This is a genomic window from Escherichia sp. MOD1-EC6300 (assembly GCF_002965045.1).
Classification (GTDB): domain Bacteria; phylum Pseudomonadota; class Gammaproteobacteria; order Enterobacterales; family Enterobacteriaceae; genus Escherichia; species Escherichia coli_F.
This window is the reverse complement of sequence record NZ_PTRH01000001.1, coordinates 519,988-539,633: the sequence shown is the minus strand read 5'-3', so window position 1 is coordinate 539,633 and position 19,646 is coordinate 519,988. Positions and strand designations below refer to the sequence as shown.

Below are 19,646 nucleotides of genomic sequence, written 5' to 3'. Positions count from 1 at the left end.
GAATTTGCCTGGCGGCCTTAGCGCGGTGGTCCCACCTGACCCCATGCCGAACTCAGAAGTGAAACGCCGTAGCGCCGATGGTAGTGTGGGGTCTCCCCATGCGAGAGTAGGGAACTGCCAGGCATCAAATTACGAAGAATGGCACTGACCTTTGAGGCAGTTCACTACTCGATAAGAGAGTAGGACAAAAGCGAAAGCTTTTGAACGTTGCGAAGCAACGGCCCGAAGGGTGAATCGCGAAGTGATTCATAAACTGCCAGGCATCAAATTTAGCGTGCTGATATGGCTCAGTTGGTAGAGCGCACCCTTGGTAAGGGTGAGGTCCCCAGTTCGACTCTGGGTATCAGCACCACTTTTTAGGTTAAAGTTCGGCAGATTAGAAAAGAATTTGTCTGGCGGCAGTAGCGCGGTGGTCCCACCTGACCCCATGCCGAACTCAGAAGTGAAACGCCGTAGCGCCGATGGTAGTGTGGGGTCTCCCCATGCGAGAGTAGGGAACTGCCAGACATCAAATAAAACAAAAGGCCCAGTCGGAAGACTGGGCCTTTTGTTTTATCTGTTGTTTGTCGGTGAACACTCTCCCGAGTAGGACAAATCCGCCGGGAGCGGATTTGAACGTTGCGAAGCAACGGCCCGGAGGGTGGCGGGCAGGACGCCCGCCATAAACTGCCAGACATCAAATCAAGTGAAAGGCCATCCGAAAGGATGGCCTTTTTGCGTTCAGAATCCATGTAAAACTTAATGGATTACCTGCGATAAAAATGCCCTCGTACGCTCTGATTTAGGATGCGCAAAAAACTCATCCGGTGCAGCTTGTTCCACTATCTCCCCACGATCCATAAAAATCACCCGATCAGCGACGGTTCGCGCAAACCCCATCTCGTGCGTTACGCACAACATTGTCATACCTGACTGCGCCAGCCCAATCATTGTATCCAGCACTTCTTTCACCATCTCCGGATCGAGCGCAGACGTAGGTTCGTCAAACAGCATGATCTTTGGTTTCATACAAAGTGAACGTGCTATGGCAACACGTTGCTGCTGACCACCAGAAATCTGTCCCGGAAACTTCTGGGCATGTTCGGCAATTCTCACCCGCTCAAGGTAATGTATCGCCAGAGCTTCAGCCTCTTTCTTAGGCATCTTGCGTACCCAAATCGGTGCCAGGGTACAGTTCTGTAGAACGGTCAGATGAGGGAAGAGATTGAAATGCTGAAAGACCATTCCCACTTCCTGCCTGACGCGCTCAATATTGCGGATATCTTCATTAAGTTCGATGCCATCCACCACGATCCGTCCCTGTTGATGTTCTTCCAGATGATTAATACAACGAATGGTTGTCGATTTACCGGAACCAGAAGGGCCACACAGAACGATCCGTTCTCCCGGTTGCACGGTTAAATTTATATTTTTCAAAACATGGAATTGCCCATACCATTTATTGACGTTTTCCAGCGTAATCATCGCGTTAGCAGGTTGCAGTAAAATTTGGCTCATAGTGTCCTCAATGCGGTGTACGCCCGGTGTTAAAACGTTTTTCCAGATGTTGGCTATAACGTGACATGCTGAAACAGAAGATCCAGTAGATCAGTGCGGCGAAAACATACCCTTCCGTCGACATACCCAACCAGGCGGGATCAACGGTTGCCTGCTGAACGCTACTGAAAAGATCGAACAACCCGATGATGATCACCAGGCTGGTATCTTTGAAGAGTGCGATGATGGTATTTACCAGCCCAGGAATCACCAGCTTCAACGCCTGTGGCAGAATAACCAGCCCCTGGGTTTTCCAGTAACCCAACGCCAGCGACTCTGCTGCTTCATATTGCCCTTTAGGCAGCGCCTGTAATCCGCCTCGCACGACTTCCGCAACATATGCTGACTGAAACAGGATCACGCCAACCAGCGCGCGGATCAATTTGTCGATACTGGTGCCTTCTGCCATAAACAACGGCAGCATGACCGAAGACATAAACAGAACGGTAATCAGCGGTACACCGCGCCAGAACTCGATAAAAATGACCGATAAGATACGCACAATCGGCATATGGGAGCGGCGACCTAACGCCAGTAAGATCCCCCACGGCAGCGCCCCCGCAATCCCAACTGATGCAATAATTAAAGTGAGCGTCAGCCCGCCCCATTGCCGGGTTTCAACCCGCTCAAGACCAAGAAACCCGCCATACATCAGCCACCAGACAATCAGTGGGTAAATCACCGCCCATACCGCAATATAGCGACCGCGATGCGGGAGTATTTTCCAGAACATTGGTGCGATAGAAACAAGGCCAATCAGTAATGCCAGGTTAATTCGCCAGCGTTGGTCGTGTGGGTAGAGCCCATACATAAACTGACCGAATCGTTCGTGGATGAAGACCCAACAGGCACCTGCTTTTGTGCAGTCGGCACGCGTTGAGCCAACCCAATTAGCCTGCAAAAATGCCCAGTTCAGCAACGGTGGGATCAGTTCCCACATCAACCATATGCAGCCAATAGTCAGCAGGCTATTGCTCCAGCTGGAGAACAGATTTTTACGCATCCACACCATAGCGCGGTTTGAATTATGGGTCGTCGGGCGCGGGGGATGAGACAGCAATACTTTTGTCATCATGACTCCTTAGCGTTCAACGATCGCGATGCGGCGGTTATAAATATTCATCAGCAGCGAGATAGTCAGACTGATAATCAGATAGACCGACATGGTCATGGCTATAGTCTCGATGGCTTGCCCCGTCTGGTTTAGTACGGTGCCAGCAAACAGCGAAACCATATCCGGATAGCCAATAGCGGCGGCAAGAGAGGAGTTTTTGACGATGTTGAGATACTGGCTGGTTAATGGAGGAATAATCACTCGCAGTGCCTGAGGAATAATGACCTGGCGTAGCGTAACCGGGTTGGGCAATCCCAGTGACCTGGCAGCTTCATGTTGACCATAAGGCACCGCCTGAATCCCGGCGCGGATAATCTCGGCGATAAATGCAGAGGTATAAACCGAAAGCGCCAGCGTTAAGGCTGCCAGTTCAGGAATTAAAACCATCCCGCCGCGGAAATTAAAACCTTGTAGGGCTGGAACATCCCAGTGCAGTGCCGCGCCAAAAAGCCATTGCGCCAGTAAAGGCAAGCCAATGATTAATCCAACGGCGAACGGCCAGGTTCGGCGCAGTTGTCCGGTCTTTATCTGGTGTTTTTTATTAAAGCGATATAGCCCAACAGAAAGGGCTATAGCCATAACAACAGCCAGGATAAATGCAAGGAACCCGTCTCCCAGCTGCGGCGACGGAATATAAAGCCCACGATTGCTTAAAAAGGCCAGATCAAACGCACTCACTGCCTGGCGTGGTCCGGGCAAATTGCGCAACACGGCAAAGTACCAGAAGAAGATTTGCAGTAGCGGCGGAATATTACGGAAGATCTCAATATAAATTGTGGAAAGCTTTCGTAGCAGCCAGTTATCCGAAAGTCGTGCCAGACCGATGAAGAAGCCCAGAACAGAAGCGAATACAATACACAATGCAGAAACCAGCAGCGTATTGAGTAAGCCAACAATGAAAACGCGTCCGTAGGTATCACCCTGCTGGTAATCGATCAAATGCTGGACAATACCGAAGCCAGCGCCGCGATCCAGAAAGGCAAAACCCGAAGTAATGCCACGATTACTGAGATTCGTCACAGTGTTGTGAAATAGCCAACCAACAATGCCGACAACAGCAACAACGGCAAGGATCTGGAATAACCAGGCGCGAACCGTAGGGTTGGCAAAGGAGAGTGAGCCTTTAACGGTTGAGCGGCGATGAGACATAGAAACCTCGGAAAGCATAACGCTGAAGAGAGCGCCGCCGTAGCGACGCTCGTTACCTCACACCGACTTAACGCACGGGCGGCGCGTACTGAATACCGCCGTTATTCCAGAGATTATTTTGCCCACGTTTAATCTTCAGGGGGCTTTCTGAACCTACGTTACGCTCAAAAATTTCCGAGTAATTACCCACCTGTTTGATGATGTTGTAAGCCCATTTATTATCCAGCTTCAGATCTTTACCGTAATCGCCCTCTTTACCCAGCAGATGCGCCATATCAGGCGTTGCAGGATTAGCCGCTTTTTCATCAACGTTTTGCGAATTAACGCCCATCTCTTCAGCATTCAGCATGGCGAAAAGCGTCCAGCGCACTATAGAGAACCATTCATCATCGCCACGACGAACTACCGGGCCAAGCGGTTCTTTAGAGATAACTTCCGGTAAAACAATCCATTCAGCTGGGTTGCTTAATTTGATGCGCAGGGCATACAGTTGTGATTGATCCGAGGCCAGCGTATCGCAGCGACCAGATTCCAGTGCCTTCGCGGATTCGTCAGAGCGATCGAAAGTCACTGGTGTGTACTTCATATTGTTTGCCTTGAAGTAATCGGCGACGTTGAGTTCGGTATCAGTACCCGCCTGAATACAGACTGTTGCGCCATCCAGTTCTTTCGCGCTTTTTAATCCCGCTTTATCGTGCGTCAGGAAACCAATGCCGTCATAATAAGTGACGCCAGTAAATGCCATTCCCATACCGGCATCGCGAGAGGAAGTCCAGGTCGTATTACGGGAGAGCAAATCCACCTCCCCTGACTGTAAAGCCGTGAAGCGTTCTTTTGCAGTGAGCGGGGTATATTTCACTTTCGTGTCGTCACCAAATACAGCTGCCGCAACACCACGACAAACATCTACATCAATACCTGAAAACTTACCGTCAGCATCGGCATAAGAGAACCCAGGTAATCCATCACTGATCCCGCATTGCACAAAACCTTTTTTCTGAACGGCATCAAGCGTCGCGCCAGCATGCGCCTGATTTGCAACGGCAAGCAGCACGCTGGCGGCAGCCAGTGTGGCTATCATCATCTTTTTCATAATGCTTCCTGTGAGGCGAAAATTATCGTTATAGGACGTTTGGGAAACGTCTTTTACCTGTCTGTGGCCATCCTCTTATAAGCAAAAGTAGTGCCAGCTTTTGCGCACGATTTCGCGTCGCAATAAGCTGAGTGTAGACAGGAAATAATAAAAACAGCGCCCCGCAATGGTGCGAAAATGAAACATGCGCCACATTTTGGCGCAAAATATTTACGCATTTTTTACTAAGCAGAATAATGATTGTTAGCGTGAGTATATTTCTGGTAGGAAGTGTGAAAATTAAATTGATGCGTTATTTCGAAAGCAGCGAAATAACGCGATATAACATGCTAAATCAGCAGGGAATTACCCAGCAGAATATAGCAATATTTTATCTTATGGAGAGATACTGTATCGTTAAACAGAGCGCGGTACTCCGCGCCCTGTTCAGTTATTTCGACAGAGCGATGATCCCCATCGTCAGGCCAGCAACAGCTGCTGCCCCGCCAGCAATAGCCCCAGCCGTTTCCCAGTTATCCTGAGTCGTGCCTTTCATACAGGTATTGGTGTGAACCAGTCGACCCTGATCGTCATAAACCGGAACGCAGGGCGAATCGTGAGCACAGCCCGCCAGCAATGCGGTGAGCAATGCTACAGGAATTAATCTTTTCATGGTGTTACCTCAGTAATAAACGCTAACGCTTAATAAGTTAACTCTCTTATTAACGAGCTGAATGCCATTTTATCACTGGAGGTTATAAATCTTGCGGCATGAATAATGACAAATTATGTGAATTGTAAAAATAGTGAAGGGAGCGGGAACTATAGAAATTTTTTAAAGAGTGAGTAGAAGAATATCTTATTAATTTTTATGGGTTTCACTGAAAATAATAAAGGCACCCGAAAGCGCCTTTATGTTTCTGATTTATCCTTTAAAGCAACGGCGGATAACCACAAAGAACACCGGCACGAAGAAGATTGCCAGCAACGTTGCAGAGACCATCCCGCCCATTACCCCGATACCCACTGCGTTCTGCGCGCCACTGCCGGCACCGTTACTGATAGCTAGCGGTAATACGCCGAGAATAAAGGCGAGAGAGGTCATCAGGATAGGACGCAGACGCATACGTACTGCCATCAGTGTTGCTTCGGCAACACCTTTACCCTCTTTCTCCATGAGATCTTTAGCGAACTCAACAATCAAAATAGCGTTTTTGGCCGACAAGCCAATTGTCGTTAGCAAGCCCACCATAAAGTAGACGTCATTTTTTTGATTAAAGAGTGTCGCCGCCAGTAGCACGCCGACAATCCCTAACGGCACGACTAACATAACCGAGACAGGAATTGACCAGCTTTCATAGAGTGCAGCAAGGCACAGGAAAACAACCACAAAGGAAATTGCTACCAGAGCGGGAGCTTGGTTTCCCGATAAGCGTTCCTGATATGACATACCCGTCCAGTCATAACCAATGCCAGCTGGTAATTGTGATGCAAGGTTTTCCATCAACGCCATGGCATCGCCGGAACTGGTTCCTGGCGCGGCTTCCCCCTGAATCTCCATTGACGGCAGACCGTTGTAGCGCTCCAGTCGCGGAGAGCCATACACCCAATGTGCAGTGGTAAAGGCAGAGAATGGCACCATTTCGCCGTTGGCGCTGCGGACATAAAGTTTATCGACATCTTCTGGCAGCATACGGAATTTGGCATCCGCCTGAACATACACCTTTTTCACGCGACCACGGTCAATGAAGTCGTTAACGTAAGTCCCACCCAACGCCGTTGAAATGGTCTGATTGATGTCAGAAAGTGAAACACCTAATGCCTGCGCCTTTTCCTGGTCAACTTCCAGTTTAAACTGCGCGGTGTCTTCCAGACCATTAGGACGCACGCTGACTAAGCTGGCAGGATGTTGCGCCGCCATGCCAAGCAACTGGTTACGGGCCTGGGTCAGGGCATCGTGACCCAGCCCAGCCTGATCAATTAACTCAAAGTCGAAACCCGTTGCCGTGCCCAGTTCAACAATGGCTGGCATATTGAATGGAATGACAAAACCGTCGCGGATCTTGCCCAATTCCATTTTGGCACGATGGATTACCGCTTCCGCACTGTTTTCGTCACCACTACGCTCTTCCCACGGTTTCAGACTGACGAAAGCCATACCGGCGTTTTGTGCCTGGCCGCTGAAGCTAAAGCCGTTAACCGTAAAGACACTTTCTACGTTCGCTTTCTCGTTCTTCAGATAGTAATCGGTCACTTGATCCAAGACTTTTTGCGTCCGCTCTTGCGTCGCGCCAGCGGGTAACTGAATCATAGTCAGAAAGACACCCTGATCCTCTTCAGGTAAGAAGGAAGACGGAAGACGTAAAAACAACACCACCATTCCAGCAACAATTAGTGCATAGATCAGTAAATATCGTCCTGTGGAACCGAGGATTTTGCCGACGCTGTTGGTGTAGTGGTTAACGCTATGATCGAAGGTGGTATTAAACCAGCCGAAGAAACCGCCCTTATTTTCGTGATGCTCAGCAGAGACGGGTTTGAGCAGTGTTGCACATAACGCTGGGGTAAGAATCAATGCCACCAGAACAGAAAGCGCCATTGCCGAAACGATGGTGATAGAGAACTGGCGGTAAATTGCCCCAGTAGAACCGCCGAAGAATGCCATTGGAATAAATACCGCTGACAGCACCATCGCGATACCCACCAGTGCGCCCTGGATTTGCGACATTGATTTTTCCGTCGCTTCTTTTGGCGGGAGCTTATCCTCCATCATCACGCGCTCGACGTTCTCCACCACCACTATCGCATCATCGACGAGCAGCCCGATGGCAAGCACCATCCCGAACATAGTTAGTGTATTGATGGAGTAACCAAAAGCGGCGAGGATGGCAAACGTCCCTAACAACACCACGGGTACCGCAATGGTGGGGATCAGCGTTGCTCGCATATTCTGCAAGAACAGATACATCACCAGGAACACCAGCATAATGGCTTCGAACAGCGTTTTTACCACTTCGTGAATAGAAAGCTGGACGAATGGTGTGGTGTCATAAGGGTAGAGAACCTTCATTCCCTGCGGGAAGAATGGCTGTAATTCCGCCAGTTTTGCCTTAATGGCTTTCGCGGTATCGAGAGCATTCGCGCCGGTTGCCAGCTTAATACCCAGGCCCGCCGCCGGTTTACCGTTGATGCGAGCGATAACGTTATAGTTTTCACCGCCAAGTTCAACCCGTGCGACATCTTTCAGGCGTACCACCGAGCCGTCACTGTTTACGCGCAGGGTCACTTTGCCGAATTCTTCCGGATTTTTTAACCGCGTCTGAGCAATAATCGAGGCGTTCAACTGTTGCCCTGGTAACGCTGGCGTTCCGCCCAACTGTCCGGCAGCGATCTGATCGTTCTGTACCTTCAACTGGTTAATCACATCAACCGGCGTCAGTTTATATTTGTTTAGCAGATCGGCGTCCAACCAGATACGCATCGCATACTGTGCGCCGAAAAGCTGTACGTCACCGACGCCATTCAGACGGCTAAGCGTATCTTTAACGTTAGAGGCCACATAGTCCGAGATATCGTCCTGTGTGGTGCCTGGGTTATCAGAGACAAAGCCCGCCACCATCAAATAGCTGCTACTGGACTTTTCAACACTGATCCCCTGCTGCTGAACCTCTTGCGGCAGCAACGGCGTGGCGAGCTGGAGTTTGTTCTGTACCTGCACTTGCGCGATATCAGGATCGGTCCCGGACTGAAAGGTAAGGGTAATTGTCACGCTACCGGCGGAATCGCTGGTGGAGGACATATACATCAGGTTATCGATACCATTCATATTCTGTTCGATAACCTGCGTCACCGTATCCTGCACGGTCTGCGCATCAGCGCCCGGATAGTTTGCCGAAACAGAAACCGCAGGCGGCGCAATGGTCGGGTACTGGGCGACGGGCAATTGTAGGATCGCCAGTACACCCGCCATCATCAGAATAATGGCCAGCACCCATGCAAATATCGGTCGTCGAATAAAAAAGTTTGCCATGTCAGATTGCCTTACTTCGATGCAGTATCTGCGGGGGTATCGGTATTGGCTTTAACCTGCTCTCCCGGACGCGCTTTTTGCAGGCCGCTGACAATGACTTGATCGCCAGATTTCAGCCCTTCGCTAATCAACCATTTATCGCCAATCGCCTGGCTGGCAACGACAGGGCGCGCTTCAACCTGACTTTTATCGTTAACAATCAGCACGGTTGCATCACCACGCGGTGTGCGGCTAACGCCTTGTTGCGGGATAAGAATGGCATCAGGTTGGACGCCTTCATCAATCCGTGCGCGCACAAACATACCAGGTAAAAGCGTATGTTGCGGGTTAGGGAAGACGGCACGTAGGGTTATGGAGCCAGTGCTTTCATCAACGGTCACATCGGAGAATTGCAGCGTACCTTTCAGGGGATAGGTTTGACCGTTCTCCATGACCAACTCTACGTTGCTGGTGGCGTTCTCCTTATGCAAATTTCCTTGCTCTACGGATTGCTTCAGCCTCATAAAATCGTTGCTGGATTGGGTCACATCAACGTAGATAGGATCGAGCTGCTGGACAGTCGCCAGTTCAGTCGTTTGCCCATTAGTGACAAGAGCGCCTTCGGTCACAGTAGATTTGCCGATACGTCCGCTAATTGGCGCAGTCACTTTGGTATAAGCGAGATTGATGCGAGCGCTTTCGACCGTGGCTTTTGCGGCAATCACGGCGGCATCGGCCTGGCGAGCATCAGCAATGGCCTGGTCGTACTCCTGCTGACTGATGTATTTCGTACCCACGAGCGGAACGTAACGTTTTACCGTCAAATGCGCGATGGCGGCGGCGGCTTCACTTTTCGCCAGTTCGCCTTTCGCGCTGTCATAACTTGCCTGATAGGTCGCGGGATCGATCTGGTACAGAGACTGGCCTGCTTGCACATCGCTGCCTTCAGTGAAATTGCGACTCAGTACGATCCCGCTAACCTGTGGGCGAACTTCGGCTATACGGTAAGCATTGGTGCGGCCTGGTAATTCAGTCTTAACTTCTAACGGGGCCGTTTTCACAATATGAACGGTAACCTGCGGTTCACCGACGTGAGCTTTCTCTTCTCCCTTATCATTACAACCGGCGATTAAAGCCGCGGAGATCAGAATAAAGGAGGGCAGGAGGAAAAACCTGGCATGTTTCGTCATTACTATTCCTCAAAAAACCAAAAGCGCGTTATTTACCTAAAAAGGCAACGCGTTAACTCGCAGAAAGAAAAATACAGTTCGCTATCCTACAAATTATCATTCGTCGATGTAAGGAATAGTTATGAATACTGGCGTCTCAAGGCACATAAACACAAAAAAAGATTAATATTTTACTGTTTTATTTTGACGCGGGTTGAAAGAGGTAGAATCAAATCCTCGTAAATTGAAATATATATTGATAGAGTGAATGTATTTTAGGTAAATAATAAACGTTATTTATTTGACGATTTATAGCAACTCAATATTAGTCTCTCGTATAAATATACATTAGGTGATAGATTAACCTTCGCTATTTTCTCATCCTGTGTCGAATATATTTATTTCCTGAATAATTAATCATGGCAAAAAGAACCAAAGCTGAAGCCCTGAAGACCCGGCAAGAACTGATTGAAACTGCCATCGCCCAGTTTGCGCAGCATGGCGTAAGCAAGACGACGCTCAACGACATTGCCGACGCCACTAACGTTACGCGTGGCGCTATCTACTGGCACTTCGAGAACAAGACCCAACTGTTTAATGAGATGTGGTTGCAACAGCCTTCATTGCGGGAGTTAATCCAGGATCACTTGACTGCTGGGTTAGAGCATGACCCGTTTCAGCAATTGCGTGAAAAATTGATTGTTGGCTTGCAATATATTGCCAAAATTCCCCGCCAGCAGGCGTTGCTGAAAATCTTATATCACAAATGTGAATTTAATGATGAGATGCTGGCAGAGGGAGTGATACGCGAAAAGATGGGCTTTAATCCGCAGACTCTCCGCGAAGTATTGCAGGCATGTCAGCAACAAGGTTGTATAGCAAATAATCTCGATTTAGATGTTGTGATGATTATTATTGATGGTGCCTTCAGCGGAATTGTTCAAAACTGGTTAATGAATATGGCGGGTTATGATCTTTATAAACAAGCACCCGCACTGGTCGATAACGTATTAAGAATGTTCATGCCAGATGAAAACATAACGAAATTAATTCATCAAACGAATGAATTAAGTGTCATATAAATTCACATTCTGTCCTGAAAATTCAGTTCGTCACAGTTAACCAGTTTTAGTGGATTAACTGAGTTCATATTGCGGCATTTGTCTGTTTCTGTTGCCAGCAGTTCAATCCACTGCATCAGTAAAGTATCAAACAGAAAAACGAAGACAGCGAAAACGACGAGCCACCAATACTTGCGAATCATTACCTGAGCCTGTGCATGTTTAACCAAGTCTGGCAGGAAATATACACGAAATGAATAATCTGAAAACCAGGCTTACACTTCCTTTACTTTGCAATGAGATCGGGGTCAACTTCGCTGATCCGGCTTCGTTTTGACAGGTTACTGGTCTTTCTTTTTTTCACTTTCGCCAGCTCTTCCGTGGAGTAATGTGACGCGACATCCAGCCGGCGTAGCCCCATCTTGATGTACTCACTGTTAATCTCAATACCAATAAATTTTCGCCCGGTCGCGACGGCGACGGCACCGGTGGTGAAGCTACCAGCAAACGGGTCGAGAACAATATCGCCAGGGTTGGAAGAGGCGAGAATAATGCGTTTCAGTAAGGCTTCCGGTTTTTGCGTCGGGTGGTTCTCATATTCATCCATCAAATAACGCACGCGCGGAAAATCCCAGACGTTACCTGGCACTTTTTGGTGATTGTAAGGCTGTGGAGGATTTTTGCGATAATCGATCAACGCGCGCTGCGCTCCGGTTTTGGCTTCAACCAAAATAGCATCACCGTTGAATGTGTAGTTCTTTGCGTCTTTCACCATCATCAGGATGGGTTCGTACATGGAGCCGTAGTGTTTTTTCGCCTGCACTCCAGAACTGTCATATGACCAGACGATGCGACTTTTGATGGTAAAAAGTTTGCGGCACTGGAGATCGATAAAGGGCATGTTTTCCGTGCTGTTCATGATGTACATGCTGCCCTGCTTTTTCAGAACGCGGTGGCACTCTGCAATCACTTCAAACAGCCAGTCGATAAACAGACCTTCTTTCCAGGCTTCGATCAGACCATCAAAATTTTTACCGATGTTATACGGTGGGTCGGCAAAGATTAGATCTACACTTTCGGAGGGGATCTTTTTAAGTTCGGTTAATGCATCACCCTGGATGATGGTCTTTGCTTCATTACCAAATCGGGTCGGTTCACATCCTGTTCTCATGGTCACTCCCTTTGTGACACCTATAAAAAAGGCGCTTCCCCATGCCGAGTAGCGCCTTTTTAATCAAGCATTTAGCTAACCTGAATTAGTTCATGCCGTATTTTTTCAATTTTTTACGCAGCGTACCACGGTTGATGCCCATCATCAGCGCAGCACGGGTCTGGTTACCACGGGTGTATTGCATCACCATGTCCAACAGGGGCTGTTCTACTTCAGCCAGTACCAGCTCATAGAGGTCATTCACATCCTGACCGTTCAGTTGAGCAAAATAGTTCTTCAGTGCCTGTTTAACCGAGTCACGCAGGGGTTTTTGGGTTACCTGATCCTGAGAGTTAACGGTAGAAACGGTCAGTACGTCAGAATTTACGCGTTGTTCGAACATAGTTCTGTCAGCTCTTTATTTCTGTTTACGCAAAATTTTCGAAGTATGCCTCCAACGCCTCCAGCTGTTCGCTGGCATCCTCAATGGCGTTGAATGTGCGCCGAAACTGGTCATTTGGAGCGTGTTCCTGGAGATACCAGGAAACGTGTTTACGTGCAATTCGGTACCCTTTTGCCGGACCATAAAAGTCATGCAGTTCCCGAACGTGCGCGCAAAGCAAGCGCTTAACCTCTGCCAAAGGCAGCGGGGGCAGCAACTCCCCAGTGTCCAGATAATGCTGGATTTCCCGAAAGATCCAGGGTCTTCCCTGAGCTGCGCGGCCTATCATCAGGGCATCCGCCCCTGTATAGTCGAGCACAGCTCTGGCTTTAAGCGGGTCAGTAATGTCGCCATTCGCGATAACCGGAATGGAAACTTTCTGCTTAACTGCCCGAATACTGTCGTACTCAGCTTCTCCATTGAACAAACAGGCGCGTGTACGGCCATGAATGGTCAGAGCCTGAATGCCACAGTCTTCAGCCAGTTGGGCAATCTCTTCGCAGTTACGGTGTTCCGGCGCCCAGCCGGTGCGAATCTTCAGGGTAACAGGAACGTCCACTGCATTGACGACCTCGGTAAGGATCGATTTAACGACATCCGGGTACTGCAAGAGGGCTGAACCTGCGAGCTTGCGATTCACTTTTTTAGCCGGGCAACCCATATTGATATCAATAATCTGGGCACCGCTTTCCACGTTAATACGTGCTGCATCTGCCATTTCTTTCGGATCGCTACCAGCAATTTGCACGGTGCGAATACCGGGTTCATCAATGTGCACCATCCGTAAACGAGATTTGTCGCTTTCCCAAACCTGTGGGTTAGAAGACATCATCTCGGATACTGTCAATCCGGCTCCCATCTCGTAGCACAACGTCCGAAAAGGTCTGTCTGTAATGCCAGCCATGGGCGCTGCGATCAGGCGATTTCTGAGCTGATATTGTCCGATGCGCATGAGTTAAGAAATGACCATACTGTGACTGCAAGGCGGCGTATATTACGCATTTTTTGCACGAGATGAAAGGCCAAACTTTGACCAATCCTCTGAGATGGATCAAAGAATTGCATTTAAAATGAGCTTAGCGCGATAATTACTCATAAAAATCATCATATTAGAAAATAGTGACTAAAATTTACACTCCAAGAAATTTGAGTAAGTTCTCAATTTTTCTTTATGAATGAAAATTTTGGCACGCAAATCTGCGTAAATAATCGGCAAATTAACGTGCCTTTTGTGACCTTGCTCGCACTTCGCCTTGCGTCACCATACGGCGATGCGAAGGTTAATTCTTACGACCGGTAATGCGGCACCACTCTTCTTTTTCCACGACCGGGTCCAGAGCGAAGCTGTCGGCATAAGCTTCACAAACGCTCTCTGCCTGGCTTGCCAGAATACCGGAAAGGCCCAGCAAACCCCCTGAAACCGGCAGGACGCTGATTAACGGTGCCAGTTCACGTAATGGGCCTGCAAGGATGTTAGCGACCACCACGTCGGCTTTCATTTCTTCTGGCTGATCTTTAGGTAGGTAGAGTTCCAGACGGTCAGAAACGCCATTACGTTCGGCATTGTCGCGGCTGGCCTGAATCGCCTGCGGATCAATATCAATACCAATGGCTTTTGCTGCACCCAGTTTCAGCGCCGCGATAGCCAGAATGCCGGAACCACAGCCAAAGTCGATGACCGTTTTACCGGTTAAATCGAGGCTGTCGAGCCATTGCAGGCACAGAGAGGTAGTTGGATGAGTCCCTGTACCAAACGCCAGACCTGGGTCTAACATTACGTTGACGGCGTTTTCGTCCGGCACATCACGCCAGCTTGGGCAGATCCACAGTCGTTCACCAAAGCGCATCGGGTGGAAATTATCCATCCATTCGCGCTCCCAGTCTTTATCTTCCAGTTGTTCGATTTTATGCGCGAAGCCTGCGCCGAGCAGCGGATGATTCTCCAGAATCGCCACGACTTCATTCATGTCGGTTTCAGCATCGAACAGACCAATCACATCGGTGTCGCCCCACAGGCGCGTTTCGCCCGGAAGCGGCTCAAATACAGGCGTATCGTGGGTATCCTGAAAAGTGATAGAAACGGCACCCGCTTCCATCAGCGCATCGCTAAGTTCTTCAGCATTCGCGCCGGTAGTGTTCAGTTTCAGTTGGATCCAAGGCATGGCAAAACTCTTTATTTATCAGTAGTCAAAACGGTAGCTTGCGGGACGGATGTACCGAAACGGTTTCCGACCAGGAAAGCCAGCAAACTTAGTAGTAACGAGGGCACGATAGGGTGGAAGCCCAGGTACTGAATATTCAACGTCGCGAGTACGGCATACAGTACGCCGCCAACGATCATCGCACTTAGCGCGCCTTTGGCGTTGGCGCGTTCCCAGTAAAGACCCAGCACCAGCGGCCACAGGAAAACGGCTTCCAGCCCACCGAAGGCCAGCAAATTCAGCCAGATGATCATTTCTGGCGGCTTCCAGGCGGCAAGCAGCAGCAACGCACCGAGAACCAACGTGATCACCGCCGACATCCGCTTCAGACGCGTCTCGTTTTGCATTTGATCCGGACGGATATTCAGATAGAGATCTTTAATGATCGTAGCGGAACTTTGCAGCAACTGGGCATTGATCGTCGACATGATCGCAGCCATAGGTGCAGCCAGGAAGATCCCGGCAGCAAACGGTGGCAGCACTTTTACCATCAACGTCGGGATCACCAGATCCGGTACGGTGAGATCGGGGATCACCGCCCGACCTAACGCTCCGGCCAGGTGCATACCGAACATCAGGATTGCGACCACAATCGTACCGATGATGATCCCCCGATGTACGGCTTTGCTGTCTTTATAAGAGATACAGCGCACCGCAGTATGCGGCAGGCCAATCACGCCAAAACACACCAGCACCCAGAACGACGTCATAAACGCAGGTGACAGAATATCGTCAGCGCCTTGTGGCGTAACCAGTTGCGGATCGATGGTTTGCAGCGTCTCTACTGCATTGCTTAAGCCGCCAGCAGCATGGACTACGCCAATAAGCAGCACAATGGTGCCAATCAGCATCACCAACCCTTGCATGGTGTCGTTCAGCACGCTGGCGCGAAAGCCGCCAAAGGCGGTATACAATGCAATGCTAATACCGAATATCAGCAGGCCGGTTTCATAAGGAATACCCGCCGCGGTTTCCAGCAGGCGCGCACCGCCGATAAACTGCACGGTCATCGCACCAACGAACGCAACCAGCAAACTCAAACTCGCCAGCCACACCAGCAGGCGACTCTGGTAGCGGGCAAACAGCATATCGTTCAGCGTCACCGCATTGTAGCGGCGCGCGAGAATCGCGAACTTTTTGCCGAGAATACCGAGCGAAAGCCAGACCGCAGGTAGCTGAATCATTGCCAGTAATACCCAACCCAGGCCGTATTTATAAGCAGCTCCTGGCCCGCCGATAAACGAACTGGCACTGATATAGGTCGCGGTGAGCGTCATCGCCAGCACAATACCGCCCATAGAACGGCTGCCGAGGAAATACTCATTGAGGAAGGTGCCGGTGTTCCGTTTACGCATTGCATAAACTGAAATCCCGAACACCACCACCAGATAGGCGACCAGCGGTAGAATCACTTCAAGCTGCATCGTCATCCTCCAGCGGGATATCGCGATAGATAAATTTCACCATCGCCCAGCACAGTCCAATAAACAGCAGCGGCGTCAGGATGCAAGCCATCTCAAACCAGCGTGGAAAGCCGGTAAAACCGGGGGCAACGCCAGGTAAGTAAGCGGCCACTAACCATGCCGCCAGATACAAAAGGGTCAGCCCCAGCGCCCAGCGCGCCTCTTTATGGGCCTGAACAAAACGAGTGTCCACGGAAGGGGTCCTCCTCATGGGGGGATACGAGAAACGGGCAATTCTACGGCAACTCTTCAGGCAGGGAAAATAATCTGACAGAAAATTGCCATTCAGTGCTGCTGCAAAAAGTCTTCAATGTCAGTCAGTGAGGATATCCCTTCCATCGGACCTTGCCGCATTACGGCGAGCGCGCCGCTGGCGTTAGCATATTGCAGCGCCTTATGTGCCGGGAAACCTGATAAGAAAAGAGTGATAAACGTTGCGCCAAAACAGTCGCCAGCACCCGTTGGATCGATTATTTCGATATCGTGGCCTGCAACATGCTGGGCATGTAATGTACCGTTTTTTATCTTGTAATAGCTGGCTCCATGCTGGGCGCGTTTTATCGCTACATGTTTTACGCCGCCGTGTAGAAGATCGCTAACAATCTGTTCTTCTGACAGATTTTTGTGACGCGCGAAGAAAGGGAGTTCGCTTTCGCTGGGGATAAAAATATCCGTATATTCAATCAAATAATCGAGAGCCTGCGCCATTTCAGGAATACTCAGCATCTCTTTGCGAATATTGGGATCGAAAGAAACGGTGCCGCCAGCCGATTTGATCGTCGTTATTGCTTTACGCATGACATCGATCATGCGAAATGAGAACAATGATGAGCCCACAATATGCAGATGGTTACACTGTTTTAGCAGATCCTTATCAATGTGCTCGGCAGTAAACAAACCGCAGGCGCTGTTAGGGATATTAAAGACGAAATCCCGCTGCTGTGGATTTTGATAACTTACGAACGCCGTACCTGTCACGGCATTGTTCATCACGTGGATCCCATCGGTAATGACACCTTCATGACGAAGACGTTCTACAATGAGTCGGCCAAAATCATCATTACCAACACATCCGAAGAAGATGGCCCGATGGGACAGTTTTGCCACTTGAGCTGCAAAAATTGCAGGCGCACCGCTAGGAAATGGCCCGATAAACTCCCCCGGCTGAGTGAATTTTTGATGTGGGTTGCGGGACAAAAACTCGGCCAGCAATTCGCCCATAGCGCAGATAGTTATTGTCACAAAACCCCTCTCATTCCTGAAGCCTTTCGCGATTGGACCAGGTAAAGCACTCATTACTGGTATAAAGGATAACGAAATCAGCCGACTGCAATTGTTGCTGATATTGTTCGTTAATGCTGCGGCTGACGATCACATTTTCTGCCTGATGCAAATGTCCAATGGCTGCCGTTGATGGCGCAGGATCGGCGGCAACGATAACCGTCTTATTCTGGGCATTATCGAAACAGAGCTGCCAGGCAGCGGCAAGTCTGGGAGCGTTGGTATTTAAAGTACCATCAGTATCCAGATGGCTGATTTCCAGAATGCTATGTGTAATGGTGAAATGCTGAAGTGCCTGTTCGAGCGGTTTTCCGGCCAATGCGGTGTCGGGGCGTAGCATTTCACTGCCAGCCAGTATTATTTCGCCATCAATAAACTGATTTGCCAGCAGCGCATGTTCGGGATCGTTGGTGATCAGACGCAGTTTTTTCACTTCGCTGAGCAAGGGAATGATCTTACGGCAGATTATGCCATGTCCAAGAAATAGCGTGTCACGATCGCGAATTAACCGTGCGCAATGTCGCGCTATTTCCATTTGTTGTGCCAGAGACAACGGCGCAATCGGTTGTATCGCTTCTGGTTCAGAGGAGAGGGGGGTTGCAATAGCACCGCCAAAAGAACGCTTTAAATATCCCTGTTGCTCCAGATAACTGAGATCGCCGCGGATCGTCACGCCAGAGACACCAAGTTGAGCAGATAAGTCATCAACTTTGATTTCACCTTGGGTGGCAACAATTTCTGCAATTTTTAATCTTCGTTTCAGTAGGTTAGACGATTTTCTCGGCACGTTAACACTCTTCATTGGCCTTTAATGCGTAACACTATAGCCCCTTGTATTTTTCTTTGAAAGTTACCCTTCAATAATATCGACAATTCGAAAATAAAAGCATAGGGCAAAAATTGCAGCAAAAATAGCTTAATGCATTGAAAATAAATGCATATTTCCATATCTGTCCAAAGTCATCATTGGTTTCATTTTCAAAGTGAAAAATAAATTAAGTTATTTTTTGTAAGTTATTTTGATGATATTCGACATGCATCACGCTTTTTACCGCTTTTGCTGTGCTAGTTTGCTTTCAAAATGAAAGTGAAGATTCTCTTTCTTCATTTTGTAAGGTGAACGACAAATATCAGGAGCTGCGATGTACATCATTTCAAGCAAAAACATGCTGAAAAAAGCCCAGTCAGAGGGATATGCCGTCCCTGCTTTCAACATTCATAACCTTGAAACTTTACAGGTAGTTGTTGAGAGCGCTGCACAACTTCGCTCTCCCGTTATGCTGGCGGGAACACCGGGTACTTATCGTTATGGCGGCGTGGGAAGTTTGATTTCGTTAGTACAATCGCTGGCTCGCGAGTACAACCTACCGTTAGTCCTGCATCTCGATCATCATGAAGAGTGTGATGACATTTTTAACAAGGTCCGCGCAGGGATCCGTTCTGTCATGATTGATGGTTCCCATTTGCCATTTGAAGACAACATTGCGCGAGTGCAAGAAGTTACCGCCTTTTGCCATCGCTTTGATGTTAGCGTTGAGGCCGAGCTAGGGCGTCTTGGCGGTCAGGAGGACGATCTGCTGGTGGATGAAAAAGATTCAGCTTATACCTCACCAGCCGCAGCTGCAGAGTTTGTTCAACGTACCCAAATTGACTCTCTGGCGGTAGCAATAGGCACTGCACATGGTTTATATGCGCATGAACCACGTCTGGATTTTGTGCGGCTGGAACAAATTCGCCAGCTGGTGGAAATTCCGCTGGTGTTGCATGGAGCTTCAGGCCTATCGGAACAGGACGTTCAGCTCTGTATTCGCCACGGTATTTGTAAAGTAAATGTCGCGACAGAATTGAAAATTGCGTTTGCCGATGCATTAAAAGGATATTTCTACAACAATCCAGCGGCAAATGATCCTCGTCATTATATGCAGCCGGCAAAGGCCGCTATGAAGGAAGTTGTAACCCGCATTATTGGCGTCTGTGGCAGTGAAGGAAAAATTTAAGA

18 protein-coding genes, 1 tRNA gene and 2 rRNA genes are annotated in these 19,646 nt (G+C 49.1%); 5 read left to right on the top strand and 16 right to left on the bottom strand.

Annotated elements, in window-relative coordinates:
* Nucleotides 1–7: 7 nt before the first annotated feature.
* The 3 genes from rrf (BGE37_RS02740) to rrf (BGE37_RS02730) all read left to right on the top strand — a co-directional run bounded on the left by rrf (BGE37_RS02740) (nucleotide 8) and on the right by rrf (BGE37_RS02730) (nucleotide 507).
* Nucleotides 8–123, top strand: a 5S ribosomal RNA gene (rrf, locus tag BGE37_RS02740).
* A 153-nt stretch (nucleotides 124–276) separates the two neighbouring features.
* Nucleotides 277–352, top strand: a tRNA-Thr gene (locus BGE37_RS02735).
* Between the two features lie 39 nt (nucleotides 353–391).
* A 5S ribosomal RNA gene (rrf, locus tag BGE37_RS02730) occupies nucleotides 392–507 on the top strand.
* 231 nt (nucleotides 508–738) lie between these two features.
* Here the strand turns inward: rrf (BGE37_RS02730) and BGE37_RS02725 are convergent.
* The 7 genes from BGE37_RS02725 to acrE all read right to left on the bottom strand — a co-directional run bounded on the left by BGE37_RS02725 (nucleotide 739) and on the right by acrE (nucleotide 10,070).
* Entirely contained in the window at nucleotides 739–1,497 is a 759-nt protein-coding gene (locus BGE37_RS02725) for an amino acid ABC transporter ATP-binding protein (RefSeq protein ID WP_032185228.1), read from the bottom strand.
* 7 nt (nucleotides 1,498–1,504) lie between these two features.
* A complete protein-coding gene (locus BGE37_RS02720) occupies nucleotides 1,505–2,608 on the bottom strand; it encodes an amino acid ABC transporter permease (RefSeq protein ID WP_105287742.1) in 1,104 nt (367 codons plus the stop codon).
* 9 nt (nucleotides 2,609–2,617) lie between these two features.
* Nucleotides 2,618–3,799, bottom strand: coding sequence for an amino acid ABC transporter permease (locus BGE37_RS02715; protein WP_032185226.1), 1,182 nt, complete (start codon nucleotides 3,797–3,799; stop codon nucleotides 2,618–2,620).
* 67 nt (nucleotides 3,800–3,866) lie between these two features.
* The gene (locus tag BGE37_RS02710; protein WP_000738584.1) at nucleotides 3,867–4,892 is read right to left on the bottom strand and encodes an amino acid ABC transporter substrate-binding protein; all 1,026 of its coding nucleotides are present in this window, start codon (nucleotides 4,890–4,892) and stop codon (nucleotides 3,867–3,869) included.
* Nucleotides 4,893–5,322: 430 nt separating this feature from the next.
* Nucleotides 5,323–5,544, bottom strand: a complete 222-nt coding sequence (locus tag BGE37_RS02695) for a membrane protein (RefSeq protein WP_000825639.1) — start codon at nucleotides 5,542–5,544, stop codon at nucleotides 5,323–5,325.
* Nucleotides 5,545–5,796: 252 nt separating this feature from the next.
* On the bottom strand, nucleotides 5,797–8,901 hold the full coding sequence (acrF, locus tag BGE37_RS02690) for a multidrug efflux RND transporter permease subunit AcrF (RefSeq protein WP_105287741.1): 3,105 nt from the start codon (nucleotides 8,899–8,901) through the stop codon (nucleotides 5,797–5,799).
* 11 nt (nucleotides 8,902–8,912) lie between these two features.
* Complete coding sequence (acrE, locus tag BGE37_RS02685; protein ID WP_105287740.1) at nucleotides 8,913–10,070, bottom strand: multidrug efflux RND transporter periplasmic adaptor subunit AcrE; 1,158 nt, start codon at nucleotides 10,068–10,070, stop codon at nucleotides 8,913–8,915.
* Between the two features lie 398 nt (nucleotides 10,071–10,468).
* Here acrE and acrS point away from each other — a divergent pair, with 398 nt between their 5' ends.
* Nucleotides 10,469–11,131: a multidrug efflux transporter transcriptional repressor AcrS gene (acrS, locus tag BGE37_RS02675; RefSeq protein ID WP_105287739.1), complete on the top strand. Its 663-nt coding sequence runs from the start codon at nucleotides 10,469–10,471 to the stop codon at nucleotides 11,129–11,131.
* Between the two features lie 2 nt (nucleotides 11,132–11,133).
* Here the strand turns inward: acrS and BGE37_RS02670 are convergent, their stop codons facing one another.
* The 9 genes from BGE37_RS02670 to BGE37_RS02630 form a co-directional block, all read right to left on the bottom strand.
* Nucleotides 11,134–11,313, bottom strand: coding sequence for a DUF2556 family protein (locus tag BGE37_RS02670; protein WP_001295275.1), 180 nt, complete (start codon nucleotides 11,311–11,313; stop codon nucleotides 11,134–11,136).
* An 83-nt stretch (nucleotides 11,314–11,396) separates the two neighbouring features.
* Nucleotides 11,397–12,281, bottom strand: coding sequence for an adenine-specific DNA-methyltransferase (gene yhdJ / locus BGE37_RS02665; RefSeq protein ID WP_088541795.1), 885 nt, complete (start codon nucleotides 12,279–12,281; stop codon nucleotides 11,397–11,399).
* An 85-nt stretch (nucleotides 12,282–12,366) separates the two neighbouring features.
* Complete coding sequence (fis, locus tag BGE37_RS02660) at nucleotides 12,367–12,663, bottom strand: DNA-binding transcriptional regulator Fis (protein WP_000462905.1); 297 nt, start codon at nucleotides 12,661–12,663, stop codon at nucleotides 12,367–12,369.
* 25 nt (nucleotides 12,664–12,688) lie between these two features.
* Entirely contained in the window at nucleotides 12,689–13,654 is a 966-nt protein-coding gene (dusB, locus tag BGE37_RS02655) for a tRNA dihydrouridine synthase DusB (RefSeq protein ID WP_001219652.1), read from the bottom strand.
* Between the two features lie 328 nt (nucleotides 13,655–13,982).
* The gene (prmA, locus tag BGE37_RS02650; protein WP_032185218.1) at nucleotides 13,983–14,864 is read right to left on the bottom strand and encodes a 50S ribosomal protein L11 methyltransferase; all 882 of its coding nucleotides are present in this window, start codon (nucleotides 14,862–14,864) and stop codon (nucleotides 13,983–13,985) included.
* A gap of 11 nt (nucleotides 14,865–14,875) precedes the next feature.
* A complete protein-coding gene (panF, locus tag BGE37_RS02645; RefSeq protein WP_039021315.1) occupies nucleotides 14,876–16,327 on the bottom strand; it encodes a sodium/pantothenate symporter in 1,452 nt (483 codons plus the stop codon).
* Complete coding sequence (locus BGE37_RS02640; protein ID WP_062891041.1) at nucleotides 16,317–16,559, bottom strand: YhdT family protein; 243 nt, start codon at nucleotides 16,557–16,559, stop codon at nucleotides 16,317–16,319. Before BGE37_RS02640 ends, panF begins: the two co-directional genes overlap by 11 nt.
* 92 nt (nucleotides 16,560–16,651) lie before the next feature.
* Nucleotides 16,652–17,587, bottom strand: coding sequence for a sugar kinase (locus BGE37_RS02635; protein WP_105276817.1), 936 nt, complete (start codon nucleotides 17,585–17,587; stop codon nucleotides 16,652–16,654).
* Between the two features lie 31 nt (nucleotides 17,588–17,618).
* Nucleotides 17,619–18,449, bottom strand: coding sequence for a DeoR/GlpR family DNA-binding transcription regulator (locus BGE37_RS02630; protein ID WP_000843965.1), 831 nt, complete (start codon nucleotides 18,447–18,449; stop codon nucleotides 17,619–17,621).
* 340 nt (nucleotides 18,450–18,789) lie between these two features.
* On the opposite strand from BGE37_RS02630, the gene BGE37_RS02625 reads away from it, so the two are divergent.
* Complete coding sequence (locus tag BGE37_RS02625; protein ID WP_000275531.1) at nucleotides 18,790–19,644, top strand: tagatose bisphosphate family class II aldolase; 855 nt, start codon at nucleotides 18,790–18,792, stop codon at nucleotides 19,642–19,644.
* Nucleotides 19,645–19,646 lie beyond the last annotated feature (2 nt).

What these genes read in the sequence shown, in the direction of transcription:
- BGE37_RS02725 (WP_032185228.1), bottom strand. Translation starts at nt 1,497, where the DNA reads ATGAGCCAAATTTTACTGCAACCTGCTAACGCGATGATTACGCTGGAA.
- BGE37_RS02720 (WP_105287742.1), bottom strand. Translation starts at nt 2,608, where the DNA reads ATGACAAAAGTATTGCTGTCTCATCCCCCGCGCCCGACGACCCATAAT.
- BGE37_RS02715 (WP_032185226.1), bottom strand. Translation starts at nt 3,799, where the DNA reads ATGTCTCATCGCCGCTCAACCGTTAAAGGCTCACTCTCCTTTGCCAAC.
- BGE37_RS02710 (WP_000738584.1), bottom strand. Translation starts at nt 4,892, where the DNA reads ATGAAAAAGATGATGATAGCCACACTGGCTGCCGCCAGCGTGCTGCTT.
- BGE37_RS02695 (WP_000825639.1), bottom strand. Translation starts at nt 5,544, where the DNA reads ATGAAAAGATTAATTCCTGTAGCATTGCTCACCGCATTGCTGGCGGGC.
- acrF (WP_105287741.1), bottom strand. Translation starts at nt 8,901, where the DNA reads ATGGCAAACTTTTTTATTCGACGACCGATATTTGCATGGGTGCTGGCC.
- acrE (WP_105287740.1), bottom strand. Translation starts at nt 10,070, where the DNA reads ATGACGAAACATGCCAGGTTTTTCCTCCTGCCCTCCTTTATTCTGATC.
- acrS (WP_105287739.1), top strand. Translation starts at nt 10,469, where the DNA reads ATGGCAAAAAGAACCAAAGCTGAAGCCCTGAAGACCCGGCAAGAACTG.
- BGE37_RS02670 (WP_001295275.1), bottom strand. Translation starts at nt 11,313, where the DNA reads ATGATTCGCAAGTATTGGTGGCTCGTCGTTTTCGCTGTCTTCGTTTTT.
- yhdJ (WP_088541795.1), bottom strand. Translation starts at nt 12,281, where the DNA reads ATGAGAACAGGATGTGAACCGACCCGATTTGGTAATGAAGCAAAGACC.
- fis (WP_000462905.1), bottom strand. Translation starts at nt 12,663, where the DNA reads ATGTTCGAACAACGCGTAAATTCTGACGTACTGACCGTTTCTACCGTT.
- dusB (WP_001219652.1), bottom strand. Translation starts at nt 13,654, where the DNA reads ATGCGCATCGGACAATATCAGCTCAGAAATCGCCTGATCGCAGCGCCC.
- prmA (WP_032185218.1), bottom strand. Translation starts at nt 14,864, where the DNA reads ATGCCTTGGATCCAACTGAAACTGAACACTACCGGCGCGAATGCTGAA.
- panF (WP_039021315.1), bottom strand. Translation starts at nt 16,327, where the DNA reads ATGCAGCTTGAAGTGATTCTACCGCTGGTCGCCTATCTGGTGGTGGTG.
- BGE37_RS02635 (WP_105276817.1), bottom strand. Translation starts at nt 17,587, where the DNA reads ATGGGCGAATTGCTGGCCGAGTTTTTGTCCCGCAACCCACATCAAAAA.
- BGE37_RS02630 (WP_000843965.1), bottom strand. Translation starts at nt 18,449, where the DNA reads ATGAAGAGTGTTAACGTGCCGAGAAAATCGTCTAACCTACTGAAACGA.
- BGE37_RS02625 (WP_000275531.1), top strand. Translation starts at nt 18,790, where the DNA reads ATGTACATCATTTCAAGCAAAAACATGCTGAAAAAAGCCCAGTCAGAG.